Below are 15332 nucleotides of genomic sequence, written 5' to 3' on the forward strand. Positions count from 1 at the left end.
GAGAGCAATGACCGAGAACGAGGAACTTCGCTTCGACGGGCGTGTCGCGGTGATCACCGGGGCCGGGCGCGGCCTCGGGCGAGCGCACGCGCTGCTGCTCGCCTCGCGCGGCGCGAAGGTCGTCGTCAACGACCTCGGCGGGTCCCACGAGGGCGACGGGTCGAGCGCCGGGCCGGCGAACGAGGTTGTCGGCGAGATCGTCGCCGCGGGCGGAAGCGCCGTGGCGGACACCAACGACGTGGGGAGCGAGGACGGCTGCCACGCGCTGATCGATACCGCCGTGCGGGCATTCGGTCGCGTCGACATCCTGGTCAACAACGCGGGGATCTCCAGATGGGCGACCTTCCCGGAGGCGGACGGCGAGAATCTGGAGCGCACGCTCGACGTGCATCTGCGCGGCACGTGGCACGCGACGCGGGCGGCTTGGCCCTACATGGCCGAACAGCAGTACGGTCGCGTGATCACCACCGCCTCCACCGGCATGTTCGGCCTGCCGGCCAACCTGGCCTACGCGACCGCGAAGGGCGCGCTCATGGGATTCACGCGCAGTCTCGCGGTGGCGGCGGATCCGCTGGGCATCCGCGTGAACAGCATCGCGCCGAACGCGGTCACCCGCCCGAGCGAATCGCTGAAGCCCTCCGATATGGGAGCGGAGACGCCGCAGCCCGACGCGGCGCGCCTCGCCGCGATGGACTCCGCCTTCGTGTCGCCCATGGTGGCCTATCTCGCGCACGAGTCCTGCGCGGTCAACGGCGAGATCCTGATCGCCGGCGCGCGCAGGTACGCGCGGTGGTTCCTGGGCGTGACGCCGGGCTGGCTCGCCGCAGAGGACGAGGCCGCCTCGGTCGAGGCGGTCGCCGCCCACTGGGACGAGATCAACGACACGGAGGGCTTCTACGTTCCCGAGAACCTGCACGATTGGGCCGGCCGCTTCATGGCGCATCTCGGCTGAGAGACGCCGGCGGTGCCGGGCGGAGCCGGGGTTCGGGGTCGCGGGATCGCGGTGGCGCTCGTGCCGCACGGTCACCCCGCGTCGAAGGTCCGGGGGTCGGGACCGAAGCCGCGCCCCTCGTCGAGCGCGTCGATGGCCGCCATCTCGGCGTCCGAGAGCGAGAAGTCGAAGACGTCGAGGTTCTCGGCGAGCCGTTCCCGACGCGATGTCTTCGGGAACAGGATCGTCCCCTGCTGGAGATGCCAGCGCAGCAGCACCTGCACCGGGGACTTCCGGTGGGACGAGGCGGCGGCACGCACCGCGTCTCGCGCCATGAGCTCGTCGCGTCCGCGCGACAGCGGACTCCAGGCCTGGACGGCGATGCCCTGCGCGGCGCAGTAGTCGCGGAGCGCCCGCCGCTGATGCAGGGGGTGGAGCTCGATCTGGTTCACGGCCGGGACGACGCCCGTGCGCTCGATCAGCTCGCGCAGATGCTCGATCTCGAAGTTCGACACCCCGATCGAACCGACCCTTCCGGCATCGGCGAGCGCGATGAGTCCGCGCCAGGCCCCGGGCGCCGTGCCCCGCGCGGGAAGGGGCCAGTGGATGAGGTAGAGATCGATCCGCTCCAAACCGAGCCGATCGAGGCTCCGCTCGAGTGCGCCGCCGGGGTCGGAGTGGTCCGAGTTCCAGAGCTTGGCGGTGACGAACAGCTCCTCGCGAGCGAGCCCGCTTGCGGCGATCGCCCGCCCGACCTCCGTCTCATTGCCGTAGACGCTCGCGGTGTCGATATGCCGATAGCCGAGGTCGAGGGCTGCTCGAACGATCTGCTCGGACTCTCGGGAGGCGATCCCGAGCACGCCGAGGCCGAGCTGGGGGATCCGGCCGCCGTCGTTCAACTCGACCTCGGGGATCTGCGCGGCGGTCATGAGCGGCTAGCGCTGCGACGGCGGCTCGGGGACCGGAGCGGCGGCGCGCCGCTCGGGAAAACCCGTGAGGCCGGGATCGAGCTGCAGGCCGAGGGTGTTGAACGCGAGGCAGTGCATGTCGTAGGTGGCGGCGGTGAAGACGAAGTCGATGAGCTGGCGCCGATCGAACTGCTCGGCCAGACGTCCCCAGGTGTCATCGTCGATGTTCCGCGCGGTGTGCATCTCGTCGACGGCCGAGATCACGGCGCGGTCCGCATCCGACCACTCCACCGGATCGCCGTCGGACAGCGCGTCGACCTCGGCTTCGCTGAGACCGGCGTTCTGCGCGAGGCGGCGGTGCTGCGCCCACTCGTACTCGCCCCCGCCCAGCCAGGTCGTGCGGACGATGATCATCTCCCGCACGCGGTCGGGCAGCGCGGAGTGCTTGAGATGCGAGGAGAAGGGCATCCAGCCCCGGACGAGATCGGGATGGTTCGCGTAGATGCCGAGAATGTTCGAGGCGGGACCCGTCTTGGCCCCGGCTTCCGGGCGCTTGGCGCCGATGACGGAGATGGCCTCCCACATCTCGTCGCTCCACTGCTCCATGGGCAGCGGAGGTACTCGGGACTCGGTCATGTTCGTGACTCCTTGATCCGGAATGTGTCGACATGGTCGTCGCGGCTCGCCGGAGGCCGCCCCTCGACCTCCCCTCAACTCTGATAGGGTCCGCCTTGGGTGCCTGAGGGCTCTCGTGTGCGCTCCGGGCATGCGCCGGAGCGCGGCGGGTGCGAGGCACTCGACAACAGTGTTTTGTATAGCAGAACGGGTGTTGCGTAACGCGCAGATCCAGCATGCCTCAGCGCGGCGGGACTTGTCAAGCGGCCGCAGCGTCGTTCGCGGGGCAGACGGAAGCGGTCGAGATGTGAGCAGAGCGAACGAGGATGGCGACGACGCGGAGTCCTCGCGTCGCAGGCAACCGCTGGCCCGGGGCGTCGAGCTGCTCACGCTGCTCGTCGACAGCGAGCAGGAGTCGCACGGGGTGCGGGAGCTGGCCGGACGGCTCGGCGTGAGCCCCAGCACGGCCCACCGCCTGCTCGCCGATCTCGAGCGGCTCGGGCTGGTCGGGCGCGCGGATGACGGGGCCTACCAGCTGGGGCTCGAGTTCCTGCGTCTCGCCTGGCGGGCCTCCGCCCGCCATCCCCTGCACGAGTTCTCCGCGGGCGTCCTCGAGGATCTCGGCTCGCGGACGCAGGAGACCGTGTTCTTCGGCGTCTACAGCCCGCAGCGGGCCCAGATGATGTTCGCCCACACGATCGAGTCGCCGCACCCGCTGCGGTACGTCATCCCGCTGCGGGAGTGGCTGCCCCTGCACGCGGGCGCCAGCGGCTTGGCGATCCTGGCCTTCGCGCCGAGCTCGGTGCGTGAGCAGGTGCTCTCGGGGCCGCTGGAGGCGAAGACCGCGCGGACGATCGTCGACTCGGCCGAGCTCGCCGAGCGGCTTGCGGTGATCAGGGAGAACGGGTTCGCCGTCACGCACGGCGAACGCATCTCCGGCGCCGTGGCGATCGCGGCGCCGGTGTTCGGGCCCGGCGGGGTGCTCGGCGTGGCCGGCGTCTCCTTCCCGGAATCCCGCTTCAACGCCTCGGAGCTCGGCGGCCTGGCCGATCGTGTACGGGACTCGGCCGCGCGCATCACGCGCAGCCTCGGGGGCGCCGTCGCCCCCGAGCTCGACTGACGGGACTCGCAGCGCCCGGTCGGCGGATCGCCGGGGCTCCGGTCCGCGCGGACCGTGCTGCGCCGGCGAGGGTGTCGGCGGGCTCCGTCGTCGGTGCGTCGCCGGATTGACAGAGCGGGCCGAGCGGGCGCATACTGGATGTTGCGTTGAATAGATCAATCGTTCTGTTCGGTAGAACAGATTCGCAAGAAATGTTCGCGCGTGGATCGCCGGCGAGCCAGGCATCGACGAGGAGGAGATCTGGGCGAGGGCTTCCCGCTCTCGGCAGCCGCGGGTGGCGCCGCGGCGGGCGTCGCCGGCCAGCGCCGTGCCCCAACTGAAGAGATGAATATCGATGAGGATCCGCCGATCCTCGCGCACGAGAGAGAGTGTTCAATGACGAGGACCCCCTTTTCCCAACGACGGACCGAGCCCTACGGCCCGCCCGCGCTGCATCGTCGGCTCCAGGCCGAGCAGCCGGTTGCGCATCTGGACTGGACCGAGCGGGGCGGCGACGTATGGACCATCGCGAAGTACGAGGATGTGCGCGCGATGCTCAGCGACACCCGCTTCAGCTCGGACCGCTCCAACCCGCTGCATCCGGGGCACCAGGCCTACAACCCGAAGAGCCATCAAGGGCGCATCATCGAGATGGATCCGCCGGCGCATTCGACGCAGCGCGGCCGCGTGATGGGCGAGTTCACGGTGAAGAAGATCGCGGCGCTGCGGCCGAGCATCGAGCAGATCGTCGACGAGACCATCGACGCGATGATCGCGAGCGGCGATCGGGGGGACTTCGTCGATCTCTTCTCCCTCCCGGTGCCTTCTACGGTGATCGCGAAGCTGCTCGACGTGCCCGAGAAGGACTACGACTTCTTCCAGGACAAGGCAGGGGTCTTCGCGGACGGCACGGCTCCGAACGAGGATCGGCAGCAGGCCTCGATGGCGATCATCGACTACATCGCCACGCTCGTCGACGCGCGGATCGAGCGCCCCGGCGACGACATCATCAGTCGTCAGCTGGCCGCCGGGGCGAGTCGGGAGGAGGCGATCGGTCTCGGGCATCTGCTGCTCATCGCCGGACATGAGACCACGAGCAACATGATCTCCCTCTGCGTCATGGTGCTACTCGACAGGCCGGAGCTGCGTCGGCAGCTCGACGAGAAGCCGGAGCTGATCCCCGGCGCGGTGGAGGAGCTCCTCCGCTACTTCACCATCGCCGAGACGGGCGGCCTGCGCCTGGCGGTCGAGGACCTCGAGGTGCGCGGTCACACGATCCCCGCGGGCTCCGTCGTCTACGCGCTCACGAACACCGCCAATCGTGATCCCGACGTATTCCCGGATCCCGATCGCATCGACTTCACCCGAGGCGCGCGCAACCACGTGGCTTTCGGATTCGGTCCGCACCAGTGCCTCGGCCAGAACGTCGCGCGGTTGGAGCTGGTGATCGTGCTCGAGAAGCTGTTCGCGCGCCTCCCCGATCTGCGCCTGACCGCGGAGGTCTCGGAGCTTCCTTTCAAGGAGTACAGCAACTTCGGCATCCACGAGCTGCCCGTCGCCTGGTAGCCCGCAACGGGGAACGGGGTGGGGGGGGGGGGGGGGGCGCCCCCCCCCCCCCCCCCCGCGGCGGTGGGGGGGGGGACCCCCGGCGGGCCCCCCCCCCGGGGGGCCGGGGGGGGGGGGGGCGCCCCCCCCCCCCCCCCCACCCCGTTCCGTCTCGTGAGACGGGCTATCCCGTCGCGATCACCCGCCCGCGCCCGCGCGGGTGATCGCGCGGGTCGGGCACACGTCGATCGCCATCTTGATCTTCTCCTCGTCGTCGCCGTGCTCATCGATCACGATGGCGATGCTGTCCTCATCGAGGTCGAAGGTCTGCGGCGCGTAGAAGGTGCACTGTCCGGAGCCCATGCAGCGGTCCCGGTCGACCGCGAGTTCGTCGGCCATCACTGCTCCACCGGGGTGTAGGTCACGTAGAGGTGCTGGTGTCCGCGGAACTTGTAGCTGCGGATCAGATCCCAGTCGCGCGCGCCGGCGGGGCCGTGATGCGACTCGTCGATCGAGATGCTCTCGGTGCGCTCCAGGAACCGCTGCAGCGAGAACACCGCCTCGGCCCGGGCGAGCGGCGCGCCCGGGCAGGTGTGGATGCCGCGCCCGAACGCGAGGTGCTGACGCGCGTTCGGACGCCGCACATCGAAGTCCGCAGGATTCTCGAAGATCTTCTCGTCCCGCCCGGCGGCGCCGTGCAGCAGCATGACGTTGGTCCCGGGTGCCAGTTCGAGGCCGCCGAGCTCCGTCGGCCGCTTCACGACGCGGAACGAGCCCTTGATGGGGGCCTCCACGCGCAGCGTCTCCTCGATGAACGCCGGGATGAGCTTCGGTTCGTTGCGTAGGAGCTCCTGGAGCCCCTGGTCGTCCGCGATGCGCTGGAGGCAGATGCCCATGATCTGCACCGTCGTCTCCTGGCCGGCCTGGAACATGTTCGACGCGATGCGCGCGACCTCGATGGGCTCGGGCAGCGTGCCGTCCGGGAAGGTGGCCAGCGCCATGCCCGTCAGCACGTCCTCCCGGGGCTCCCTGCGGCGCTCTTCGATCTTCTCGATGAAGTAGCCGTAGAGGCGCTCGAGGCTGTTGTGGTGGTTGACCTGCAACTCGAGGTTGCCGAGCACCGGGCCCTGAGGTCCCGCCGAGAAGATCTCCAGCAGCATGGGGAAGTCCGACTCGGGCACGCCGAGCAGGTCGCCCACCGCGAGGATCGTGTACTTCTTCGAGTAGTCCCAGACGAACTCGCACTCGCCCTGCGGAAGCAGCTCGTCGAGGTAGCGATCCGCCATGCGCTTGAGGAACTCCTCGTTCTCCTTCAGCCGCTTCGGGGTGATCAGGCCCATCAGGATGGCGCGATGGTCCGTGTGCTTGGGCGGGTCGAAGGTGACGATCTGGTCGTTCGACGAGAAGAAGTCTCGATGCTGCTCGAGCAGATCGGTGATGTCGTCTCCGGTCACCTCGAACGGCAGCTCCAGGATCGGTCCTCCCGTGCGGTTGATCGAGGAGTACACGTCGGGCTGATGGTAGACCTGCAGACACTCCTCGTACCCGGTGACGATGACCACGCCGTACTTCGGCTCGCGGAAGACCGGATGGTTCTTCAGCATGAAGTCGAAGTAGGGCTCCGCGCGCGAGGCGACGTCCGGGTCGGTGAAGAAGTCGACCTCGACAGGGTTGATTTCGACGGTGGTCATGAGCGACCTTCCTTTGCTTGTCTGATCGTTTACTTGAAGCGCGCGGGGGCGTCGTCGAGCAGCACGGTCTTCGGCTCGACGTAGGCGCCGATGCCCATGGAGCCGCCCTCGCGACCGTATCCGGACTCCTTCACCCCGCCGAAGCCGAGGAGCAGCGATTCCACCTTGAAGCCGTTGTGGCCGACGGTGCCGGCGCGGAGACGGCGGGCGACGTGCCAGGCCCGGTCGGGGTCGTCGGTGAAGACCGCGGAGTTCAGTCCGAACGGGGTGCCGTTGGCGATGGCGATGGCGTCGGCCTCGTCCTTGGACGGGATGATCGACACCACCGGACCGAAGATCTCCTCCTGCGCGATCGTCGCGTTCGGGTCGACGTTCGCGAAGACGGTGGGCTCCACGAACCATCCGCGTTGGAGATGCTCCGGGCGATGACCGCCGGCGACGAGCGTCGCGCCCTCCCGCACGCCCGTGTCGATGTACTGGAGGATGCTCTTCTGCTGGCGCTGCATCGCCACGGGGCCCATCTGCGTGGCCTCGTCGAAGGGATCGCCGAGCTTCACCGCGCTGAAGGCGGCCCCGAGCATCTCCGCGAACTCGGCGTGCCGATGCTCGGGCACGATCACGCGGGTCAACGACGAGCAGTTCTGGCCGGTGAGCGAGATCTCCTGGCCGGTGATGACCGCGGCGACCTTCTCGAGATCGTAGTCGTCGAGCACGACGGCGGCGGACTTGCCACCGAGTTCGAGGGTGAAGCGGGCGAGCCGTTCGCTCGCCGCGACGGCGATCTTCTTGCCGACCTCGCTCGAGCCGGTGAATCCGATCTTGTCGACGCGGGGATCGCGCACGAGCTGCTCGGTCACCCCGCGGCGCCCGGTCACCACGTTGAGCACGCCCGGTGGGAGCCCGATCTCCTCGGCGACCTCGGTGAGCACCAGCAGTTCGCCTGGCGCCTCCGCTGGAAGCTTGAGCACGACGGTGCAGCCGGTGAGCAGCGCGGGGGCGAGTTTCCAGGTCGCGAGCGAGAGCGGCGTGTTCCACGGCACGATCGCCGCGACCACGCCGACGGGCTCGGCCACCACGGCCGCCCACTTCGACATCATCGACTCGCCCGGGGCGACCCAGGGATAGCTCTCGGCCTGATCCGCGTAGAACTCGTAGGCCATCGGCACCCGCTGCATCGAGGCCTGCGACATCGCGTAGGTCGGGCCGGTCTGCCGGGTCCAGAACGCCGCCATCTCCTCGGAGCGCGCGCGCAGGCCGTCGGCGAGCTTGCGGAGGTACTCGGCGCGCTCGGCGTGCTCCAGGAACGGCCACTCGCCGTGGTCGAACGCCCGTCGTGCGGCGGCGATCGCGGCGTCCATGTCGTCTGGGCCGGCTTGCGCGACGGTGTAGAAGACCTCTTCGGTGGCCGAGTCGATCACCTCGAAGGGCGGGAGGTCGTGCTTCGGGGCGGTCCACCGGCCGTCGATGAAGAACTTGTCGGGGTGGCGGAGTGCGATGGGGGTGCTGCGGATGCTCGATGCGTTGCTCATTGCGGGGTTCCTTCGTTCGCTGTGTGCCTGAGTGCGGGAGGGGTCAGGAAGCGCGCTGCGCGAGCATCTCTGCCAGGGTGCGGTTCGTGCGCATGGGGGTGATTCCCGCGAGTTCGAGGGCGTTCATGCCGTAGTCGACGTCGAGGTGGACCCCCGAGAGGAATCCGCCGAGATCGCTGCCGAGGAACGCGAGCGCGCGCGCCATGTCGAGCGGCTCTGCGAGGCGGCCGGCGGGGCCGGTGCTCCCGGCCTTCAGGTTGTCCATGCCCCCGCGCTGCTCGGCGAAGTCGCCGAGCATGCCGGTCGAGGTCATGGAGGGAAGGACGGCGTTGATGCGGACGCCGGAGGCGGCGAAGGTCTCGACCCGCTCGGCGACGAAGAGATTGAGTGCGCGCTTCGACAGCAGGTAGCCCACGAAGCCGGGGAGCTCGCCGCCGTGCTCGGCGTTGAACGCCTCGATGCGCTCGGTGAGCGCGGCCCAGTCCGCGGCCGGATCGGTGAAGGGGGCGAGCTCCGCACGAATCTCGGGGTACTCCCAGCGCAGGCCGCCCGCGGAGGTGACGTAGGCGATCGAACCGCCCGTGGTGATCCGATCGGCGAGGTAGGCGTCGGTGAGGTACTTGTTGGCGGTGTAGTTCACCGTCATGGTCTCGGCGAAGGTGTTGTGCACGCCCGCCAGGCCGGCGACGCCGAAGAAGGCACCGAATTCCTGCGGGAGGCGGGTGGTGAAGAGCTCGTCGATCGAGTTCTGGTCACTGAGATCAGCGACGAAGGAGGCCTTGACCCCGGGGACCGGGGAATCCACGCGATCGATGGCGTACACCTCGGCGCCGAGGTCCACGAGCACCTCGGTCAGCGCCCGCGCCATGCCGGACGCGGCCCCGGTGATCACACATACTTTTCCTTGGTAGCCAAGATAATCCGTCATTTCAGAAGACATCCTTGTCGTGGGTGAGGGACGAGTGTGTGTTCTGTATTCAGGAACAATTAGTCTCTACAACAGAACATCTTGAATCTTCGCATATGTGCGGCGTGAAGTCAATGCGAGTGGGGCGGGGTGCATCTCCGTGCGGTAACGACTTGATTCTCTGCGGCGGCCTCGTGTTGACAAGGCCGATCCGCTCGTGCAAACTTGCCGTAGTTCGCAATACAGAACTGATGTTCTTTTAAACAGAACGTTATTGACGGTACGGTTACTGACGCCGGCGGCCCCGCACGGTCACGGTCGACGTGCCGAGGCTGCGCATCTGCGGCACACGCAAACGACGAAGGAGTCGATGTGACATCGGATCATGGCAGCGGTCGCACGCTGCTCGGGCTGGCCTTCTCGCCGGCGAGGGACACGGGAGGTGACCGTGTGGTCTAACGCCCTCCGCCGGGTCGGTTACGGAATCGTCGTCCTTCTGCTCGTCACCTTCAGCGTCAGCCTGCTGCTGCACCTCGCTCCCGGCTCGGTCGCGCAGACGATCCTGGGCGAGGAGGCGACGCCGGAGAACGTCGCGGCGTTGAACGCGTCGCTGGGCTTCGATCGCCCGTTCATCGTGCAGTACGTCGACTGGCTGTGGCATGCGGTGCAGGGTGATCTCGGCACGTCTCCGATCACCCACATCCCGGTCATGCAGTCGATCCTGCAGCGCCTGCCGGTGACGCTGGAGATCGCGTTCCTCGCCCTGATCATCTCCCTGCTCATCTCGATCCCGCTCGCCATCCTCTCCGCCGCGCGACCGGGGAGCGCGCTCGACCGGGGGATCAGCGCCATCACCTCGGTGTTCCTCTCGGTGCCCGCCTTCGTGGCCGGCCCGATCCTCATCTACTTCTTCGCGGTCAGCCTGAACGCCTTCCCCGCGCTCGGCTGGACTCCCCTGGACGAGGGTCTGGGAGCCAATCTGCGGGCGGCGTTCCTCCCGGCGCTCGCCGCGGGGATCACCGAGATCGCGGCCTTTCACCGCGTGCTGCGCGCCGACCTGATCGGCACGCTCCGCGAGGACTACGTCGCCGCCGCGCGCGCGAAGGGCCTCTCCGGCAACTACGTCATGTTCCGCCACGCGTTCCGGCCGTCGTCGTTCTCGCTGCTGACGATCTCGGGCCTCAGCCTGGCGCGATTGATCGGCGGCACCATCATCGTCGAGATGCTCTTCGTGCTCCCCGGTCTCGGGCAGTTCATCGCGACCGCGGTCAGCACGAGCGACGTGGTCGCCGTGCAGGGGGTGGTCTCCTTCATCGCCCTGGTCTTCGTCGTCATGAACATGCTCGTCGATATCGGCTACGGTCTGGTCGATCCGCGCGTCCGCCGCGCGCCGAAGGCGAGGAGGCGCAAGACCGGTGAGAAGAGACCGGCGCGTGAGCAGAAGCCGGCGGTGACCGCATGATCCCCACCACGAGTGTCACGGTGCGGCCCGGTAAGAAGGTGCGGGAAGGAGTCGCCCGTACGGGCGCTCCCAGCATCGCGCCGCCGCGCAGGCAGTTCTCGGCGCTGGTCTGGTTCTCCTACTTCTGGATCGCCCTGATCGTCTTCCTCGCGCTCTTCGCCCCGATCCTGCCCATTCCCTCCTACGATGCCGTTGCGGGGCCCGGGCGCCAAGCGCCCTCGTTCGACGGGCCGATCGAGCTCTGGCTCGGCACCGACGCGGTCGGTCGGTCGCTGCTCTCCAGGCTCGTCTACGGCGCGCAGGTCTCGCTCGTGGTCGGCACGTGCGCGGCCGGGGTGGGCGTGATCCTCGGGATCACCCTCGGCCTCATCGCAGGCTACTTCCGCGGCGCGATCGACTGGGTGATCACCCTGATCGCCGACGTCGTGCTCTCCTTCCCCGTGCTCGTGCTCCTGCTCGCGATGACCGCGATCTTCTCGCCGAGCATCTGGGTGATCCTCATCGGCCTGGCCGTCAGCAGCACCCCGACCTTCATCCGCCTGACGCGGGCGAACACGATGGCGTGGGCGAGCCGGGACTTCGTGCGGGCCGCGAGGAACATGGGGGCGAGCAACTCCCGGATCCTGATCCGAGAGGTGCTGCCGAACGTCGTCCCCTCCATCGCCGCGTACCTTCCGCTCGTCATCGCGGCCCTGATCGTCGCCGAGGGGTCGCTCAGCTTCCTCGGGCTCGGCATCCCGCCGCCGACGCCCAGCTGGGGCGGCATGATCAACTCGGGGGCGGCGGTGCTGCGAACGGAACCGTACATGACGTTCGTGCCGGCGGGCGCGCTGTTCCTCACGGTGTTCGCCCTCAATCAGGCCGGCGAGCACCTCCGGCTCCGCTTCGACCGCACGCTGCAGAACTGAGCCGTGCCGCATGCGTCCAGTGCTCGCCCGTGCCCGCTCGTCAGCGGCACCGTCCTTCCCGCTTCCCACCCACCACACAAGAGAAAGATGGACACCGTGATTTCAAAGAGGAAATCTGCATATGCCGCACTCACCGCCGTGGCGTGCCTGGTTCTCGCCGGCTGCTCCGGAGGGGGCGCCACCACGAACGGTAACCAGGAGCCGGCCGGCGACCCGGTCAGCGGGGGCACGCTCCGGTTGATCGAGGGCGCTCCCATCGCCGGCTTCGATCCGGTGCAGGCCTTCAGCTCGACGACCACCCCGGTTACCTACAGCGCGCTCTACGGCGACTTCCTGGTGCCCAACCCCGACACCGGCGTGGCGGAGTGCCACATGTGCGAGACCTTCGAGAGCGACGACGGCGGAGCGACCTTCACCGTGACCCTTCGCGAGGGCATCGCCTTCACCGACGGCACGCCGTTCGATGCGGAGGCCGTGAAATTCAACTGGGAACGGATCCAGGATCCCGAGCTGGGCTCGGCGAGCGTCGGCTTCGCGAGCCAGGTCGAAGAGATCGAGGTCGTGGACGACCTCACGCTGAAGCTCACGATGACGGCGCCGAACCCGGGCTTCGTCTCGAACTTCATCGTCTACGCGATGCAGTGGATCGCGTCGCCGACCGCGCTCGAGAAGGGCACCGAGGAGTTCAACAAGAATCCGATCGGCGCCGGACCCTTCACGCTCGAGAGCTGGACGCCGAACGGCGTGACCAAGGTGGTTCGCAACGACGACTACTGGGAGGACGGGCTGCCCTATCTCGACGGGCTCGAGATCCAGGGCGTCTCCGACACGACCCAGCGTCTGAACGCGCTGCTGACGGGCGATGTGGATGCCGTCATGAATTCGGAGGCCTCGACGTCTGAGAGCGCGGTGCAGGCCGGCTTCGTGTCGCACGACTACCAGTTCAACGGCGGCACCGCGCTGATGTTCAACACCGAGAAGGCGCCTTTCGACGATGCGCGCGCCCGCCAGGCGGTCGCCCACGCGCTCGACCTCGAGGCGCTCGCCGACGCGTCGAGCGGCGGCTACCCCTCGGTGCCGCGCACGCTCTTCCCCGAAGACTCGCCGTACTACTCGGATATCCCGCTCGACCAGCACGACCCCGAGAAGGCGCAGGAACTGTTCGACGAGCTGGCCGCAGAGGGCGCACCGCTGTCGTTCTCCTTCACGATGACTCCTGGGCCGTCGCAGAGCTCCTTCGACTCGATCCAGTCGCAGTTGCAGGGCTACGACAACGTGTCGGTGACGGCCGATCAGCGTCCGGCCAACGAGGCGGGCGTCTTCACGACCGCCGGCGACTACCAGCTCACCGTCTCTTCGGCGGCGTTCTCCGAGCCCAATGGGCGCCTGTGGGGCATGCTGCACAGCAAGGCGGGCGCATCGAACTACTCGCGATTCGACGATCCGGAGACGGACGCCGCGCTCGATGCCGCCGGCGCCTCGGACGACGACGAGGTGCGTCGTGAGCAGTACGCGATCGTGCAGGAGCGGCTCGTGGAGTTGGCGCCCTACATCATCTTCAACTCCTACCACAATGAGCTCCTCACCACCGACCAGGTGCAGGGCATCCTCATGTACGGATACACCACGCCCCGGATCGCCGGAGTCTGGCTCCAGCAGTAGGCCCGAAGCGGAGCGGGCGCCTGGCATCGGCTGACACGAGGCGCCCGCCCCTACCACGTCGGATCAAACGTAAGGAAAAGACGCAATGAGCGAAGGCAAGCTCCTGGAGGTAGACGACCTCCATGCCTACATCGGCTCTCCGCGCGGAGTGGTGAAGGCGGTGGACGGCGTCTCGTTGAGCATCGACCACGGCGCCGCGCTGGGGGTGGTCGGCGAATCGGGATCGGGCAAGTCGGTCATGGCTCGCGCCGTCATGGGGCTCATGCCCTCGAACTCGGCATGCACCGGATCCGTGCGGTTCAACGGTCGAGAGTTGCTGGATCTGAAGCGTAAGGAGCTCGAGGAGATCTGGGGCAAGCAGATCGCCATGGTGTTCCAGGATCCCGGGCGATCGCTCAACCCCGTGGTGCGCGTCGAGCGTCAGCTCACGGAGGGGATGCGCCGGCACCTCGGGGTGAGCCGCTCGGAGGCGCAGTCCCGCGCCCTCAACCTGCTCGTCGAGGTCGGCGTGCCCGATCCCGAGCGCCGTCTCCGCGCCTACCCCCACGAACTCTCCGGGGGGATGCGCCAGCGGGTCATGATCGCCGTCGCACTCGCCTGCGAACCGGATCTGCTGATCGCCGACGAGCCGACGACGGCGCTGGACGTGACCATTCAGCGGCAGGTGCTCGACCTGCTGCGCAGGATTCAGCTCGAGCGGCGGATGTCGCTGATGCTCATCTCGCACGACCTCCACGTCGTCGCCGGGCAGACCGATCGCGTGGCGGTCATGTACGCCGGTCGCCTCGCCGAGCTGGGGGCGAGTCGGGCGGTCTTCGAGCAACCCCGGCACCAGTACACGAGCGCGCTGCTCGCCGCCACTCCGACGATCGAGCACGAGCGGCATGCGCCGCTCAACGTGATCAGGGGCTCGCTGCCCTCTCCGACCGAGCCGCCGCCCGGTTGCCGCTTCGCGGCACGGTGCCCGGCGGCGACCGACACATGCCAGAGCGGGCAACCGCCGATGATCGCGACGGTGTCGGATCATGCGGTCGCGTGCTTCCATCCCGTAGCAGAGAGAGCAGGTGAGCTCGTTGGCCGGTAGCGGAAACGCGCACCTCCGCGGGGACGCGGCAGTCCTGTCCGTGGACGACCTCGAAGTCGAGTACCACACCTCAGCCGGAGCGTTCAAAGCCGTTGCGGGGGTGAGCTTCGATCTCCTGCAGGGCGAAACGCTCGGCATCGTCGGCGAATCCGGATGCGGCAAGTCGACCACCGGCCGAGCGGTGCTGCGTCTCGACCCGATCGCCGGCGGCAGGGTCCGGTTCAAGGACGAGGCGATCGACGAGGCCGGGCCCCGGCGCATGCAGGAGCTGCGGCGGGAGATGCAGATGATCTTCCAGGACCCCGTCAGCTCGCTCAATCCGCGGCGCTCCGTCAAGGAGATCGTGATGGAGGGGGCGGCCATCGACGGGGTCTCGAAGAAGGAGCGGCTCGACGAGGCTCCGGAGATCCTCGGCCAGGTCGGGCTGCCGAGCGAGCGCTTCGCCGACATGCTGCCGCGGCAGCTGTCGGGCGGCCAGGCGCAGCGGGTGGCGATCGGGCGCGCCCTCGCGGTGCGGCCGGGGCTGCTCATCTGCGACGAGCCGATCTCCGCGCTGGACGTCTCGGTGCAGGCGCAGATCCTCAATCTGCTCGAGGAGCTGAAGGAGAAGTACGATCTGACGATCGTCTTCATCGCGCACGATCTGGGCGTGGTCCGGAGCTTCAGCGACAACGTCCTGGTGATGTACCTCGGCAAGACCTGCGAGTTCGGGGACGCGGTCGAAGTGTACGATCGCCCGGCGCATCCGTACACGAGGGGCCTGCTCGACTCTGTGCCGAATCCGGAGGCCGAGGGCGGTTTCGACGGGCCGGCGCTGCAGGGCGACATCCCGTCGCCGTTGAAGCCGCCGTCCGGTTGCCGTTTCCGGGCGCGCTGCCCCATCGCGCAGGAGCGCTGCGCGATGGAGGAGCCGCAGATGCGCGAGGTGCGTCCCGGCCAGTTCGCCGCCTGCCACTTCCCACTCGACTGACGACCGACGACCCCGTTCCGA

Annotated in this window: 14 protein-coding genes; 8 read left to right on the top strand and 6 right to left on the bottom strand. The window is 68.4% G+C overall.

What is annotated here, in order from left to right; translation table 11 throughout:
* The first annotated feature begins 7 nt into the window (after positions 1 to 7).
* A complete protein-coding gene (locus J4H92_RS05110; RefSeq protein ID WP_208096806.1) occupies positions 8 to 952 on the top strand; it encodes an SDR family NAD(P)-dependent oxidoreductase in 945 nt (314 codons plus the stop codon).
* Between the two features lie 71 nt (positions 953 to 1023).
* Here the strand turns inward: J4H92_RS05110 and J4H92_RS05115 are convergent, their stop codons facing one another.
* Together J4H92_RS05115 and J4H92_RS05120 are read right to left on the bottom strand one after the other, a co-directional pair.
* Positions 1024 to 1860, bottom strand: a complete 837-nt coding sequence (locus J4H92_RS05115; RefSeq protein ID WP_208096808.1) for an aldo/keto reductase — start codon at positions 1858 to 1860, stop codon at positions 1024 to 1026.
* A 6-nt stretch (positions 1861 to 1866) separates the two neighbouring features.
* Positions 1867 to 2475: a carboxymuconolactone decarboxylase family protein gene (locus J4H92_RS05120; protein ID WP_208096810.1), complete on the bottom strand. Its 609-nt coding sequence runs from the start codon at positions 2473 to 2475 to the stop codon at positions 1867 to 1869.
* Between the two features lie 286 nt (positions 2476 to 2761).
* On the opposite strand from J4H92_RS05120, the gene J4H92_RS05125 reads away from it, so the two are divergent.
* Both J4H92_RS05125 and J4H92_RS05130 read left to right on the top strand, forming a co-directional pair.
* Positions 2762 to 3574: an IclR family transcriptional regulator domain-containing protein gene (locus J4H92_RS05125; RefSeq protein ID WP_208096812.1), complete on the top strand. Its 813-nt coding sequence runs from the start codon at positions 2762 to 2764 to the stop codon at positions 3572 to 3574.
* 375 nt (positions 3575 to 3949) lie between these two features.
* Entirely contained in the window at positions 3950 to 5119 is a 1170-nt protein-coding gene (locus tag J4H92_RS05130; protein WP_208096813.1) for a cytochrome P450, read from the top strand.
* Positions 5120 to 5296: 177 nt separating this feature from the next.
* Here J4H92_RS05130 and J4H92_RS05135 read toward each other — a convergent pair whose 3' ends face one another.
* Genes J4H92_RS05135 through J4H92_RS05150 form a run of 4 tightly spaced genes read right to left on the bottom strand, consistent with a single transcriptional unit; the run spans position 5297 to position 9210 of the window.
* A complete protein-coding gene (locus J4H92_RS05135) occupies positions 5297 to 5497 on the bottom strand; it encodes a ferredoxin (protein WP_208096815.1) in 201 nt (66 codons plus the stop codon).
* Complete coding sequence (locus J4H92_RS05140; protein WP_208096817.1) at positions 5497 to 6789, bottom strand: cytochrome P450; 1293 nt, start codon at positions 6787 to 6789, stop codon at positions 5497 to 5499. The genes J4H92_RS05135 and J4H92_RS05140 overlap by 1 nt, the downstream gene beginning before the upstream one ends.
* Before the next feature lie 29 nt (positions 6790 to 6818).
* The gene (locus tag J4H92_RS05145) at positions 6819 to 8318 is read right to left on the bottom strand and encodes an aldehyde dehydrogenase (protein WP_208096819.1); all 1500 of its coding nucleotides are present in this window, start codon (positions 8316 to 8318) and stop codon (positions 6819 to 6821) included.
* Positions 8319 to 8361: 43 nt separating this feature from the next.
* Entirely contained in the window at positions 8362 to 9210 is an 849-nt protein-coding gene (locus tag J4H92_RS05150) for an SDR family oxidoreductase (protein ID WP_208096821.1), read from the bottom strand.
* 457 nt (positions 9211 to 9667) lie between these two features.
* On the opposite strand from J4H92_RS05150, the gene J4H92_RS05155 reads away from it, so the two are divergent.
* From J4H92_RS05155 to J4H92_RS05175, 5 genes are all read left to right on the top strand, one after another.
* Positions 9668 to 10687 carry an ABC transporter permease subunit gene (locus J4H92_RS05155; RefSeq protein WP_208096824.1) on the top strand — a complete coding sequence of 340 codons (1020 nt, stop codon included), beginning with the start codon at positions 9668 to 9670 and terminating at the stop codon, positions 10685 to 10687.
* Complete coding sequence (locus J4H92_RS05160) at positions 10684 to 11595, top strand: ABC transporter permease (protein WP_208096826.1); 912 nt, start codon at positions 10684 to 10686, stop codon at positions 11593 to 11595. The genes J4H92_RS05155 and J4H92_RS05160 overlap by 4 nt, the downstream gene beginning before the upstream one ends.
* Positions 11596 to 11691: 96 nt before the next feature.
* Positions 11692 to 13257 (top strand): ABC transporter substrate-binding protein, encoded by a 1566-nt coding sequence (locus tag J4H92_RS05165; protein WP_208096828.1) that lies wholly within the window; start codon positions 11692 to 11694, stop codon positions 13255 to 13257.
* Positions 13258 to 13342: 85 nt separating this feature from the next.
* On the top strand, positions 13343 to 14341 hold the full coding sequence (locus J4H92_RS05170; protein WP_208096830.1) for an ABC transporter ATP-binding protein: 999 nt from the start codon (positions 13343 to 13345) through the stop codon (positions 14339 to 14341).
* A gap of 40 nt (positions 14342 to 14381) precedes the next feature.
* A complete protein-coding gene (locus J4H92_RS05175; RefSeq protein ID WP_208096832.1) occupies positions 14382 to 15311 on the top strand; it encodes an oligopeptide/dipeptide ABC transporter ATP-binding protein in 930 nt (309 codons plus the stop codon).
* Positions 15312 to 15332 lie beyond the last annotated feature (21 nt).

The organism is Leucobacter weissii (genome assembly GCF_017565745.1).
Lineage (GTDB): Bacteria > Actinomycetota > Actinomycetes > Actinomycetales > Microbacteriaceae > Leucobacter > Leucobacter weissii.

Bases quoted from the DNA above. Each gene is read 5' to 3' on its own strand.
- J4H92_RS05160 (WP_208096826.1), top strand. From the start codon at position 10,684: ATGATCCCCACCACGAGTGTCACGGTGCGGCCCGGTAAGAAGGTGCGG.
- J4H92_RS05140 (WP_208096817.1), bottom strand. From the start codon at position 6,789: ATGACCACCGTCGAAATCAACCCTGTCGAGGTCGACTTCTTCACCGAC.
- J4H92_RS05130 (WP_208096813.1), top strand. From the start codon at position 3,950: ATGACGAGGACCCCCTTTTCCCAACGACGGACCGAGCCCTACGGCCCG.
- J4H92_RS05135 (WP_208096815.1), bottom strand. From the start codon at position 5,497: ATGGCCGACGAACTCGCGGTCGACCGGGACCGCTGCATGGGCTCCGGA.
- J4H92_RS05145 (WP_208096819.1), bottom strand. From the start codon at position 8,318: ATGAGCAACGCATCGAGCATCCGCAGCACCCCCATCGCACTCCGCCAC.
- J4H92_RS05115 (WP_208096808.1), bottom strand. From the start codon at position 1,860: ATGACCGCCGCGCAGATCCCCGAGGTCGAGTTGAACGACGGCGGCCGG.
- J4H92_RS05170 (WP_208096830.1), top strand. From the start codon at position 13,343: ATGAGCGAAGGCAAGCTCCTGGAGGTAGACGACCTCCATGCCTACATC.
- J4H92_RS05120 (WP_208096810.1), bottom strand. From the start codon at position 2,475: ATGACCGAGTCCCGAGTACCTCCGCTGCCCATGGAGCAGTGGAGCGAC.
- J4H92_RS05110 (WP_208096806.1), top strand. From the start codon at position 8: ATGACCGAGAACGAGGAACTTCGCTTCGACGGGCGTGTCGCGGTGATC.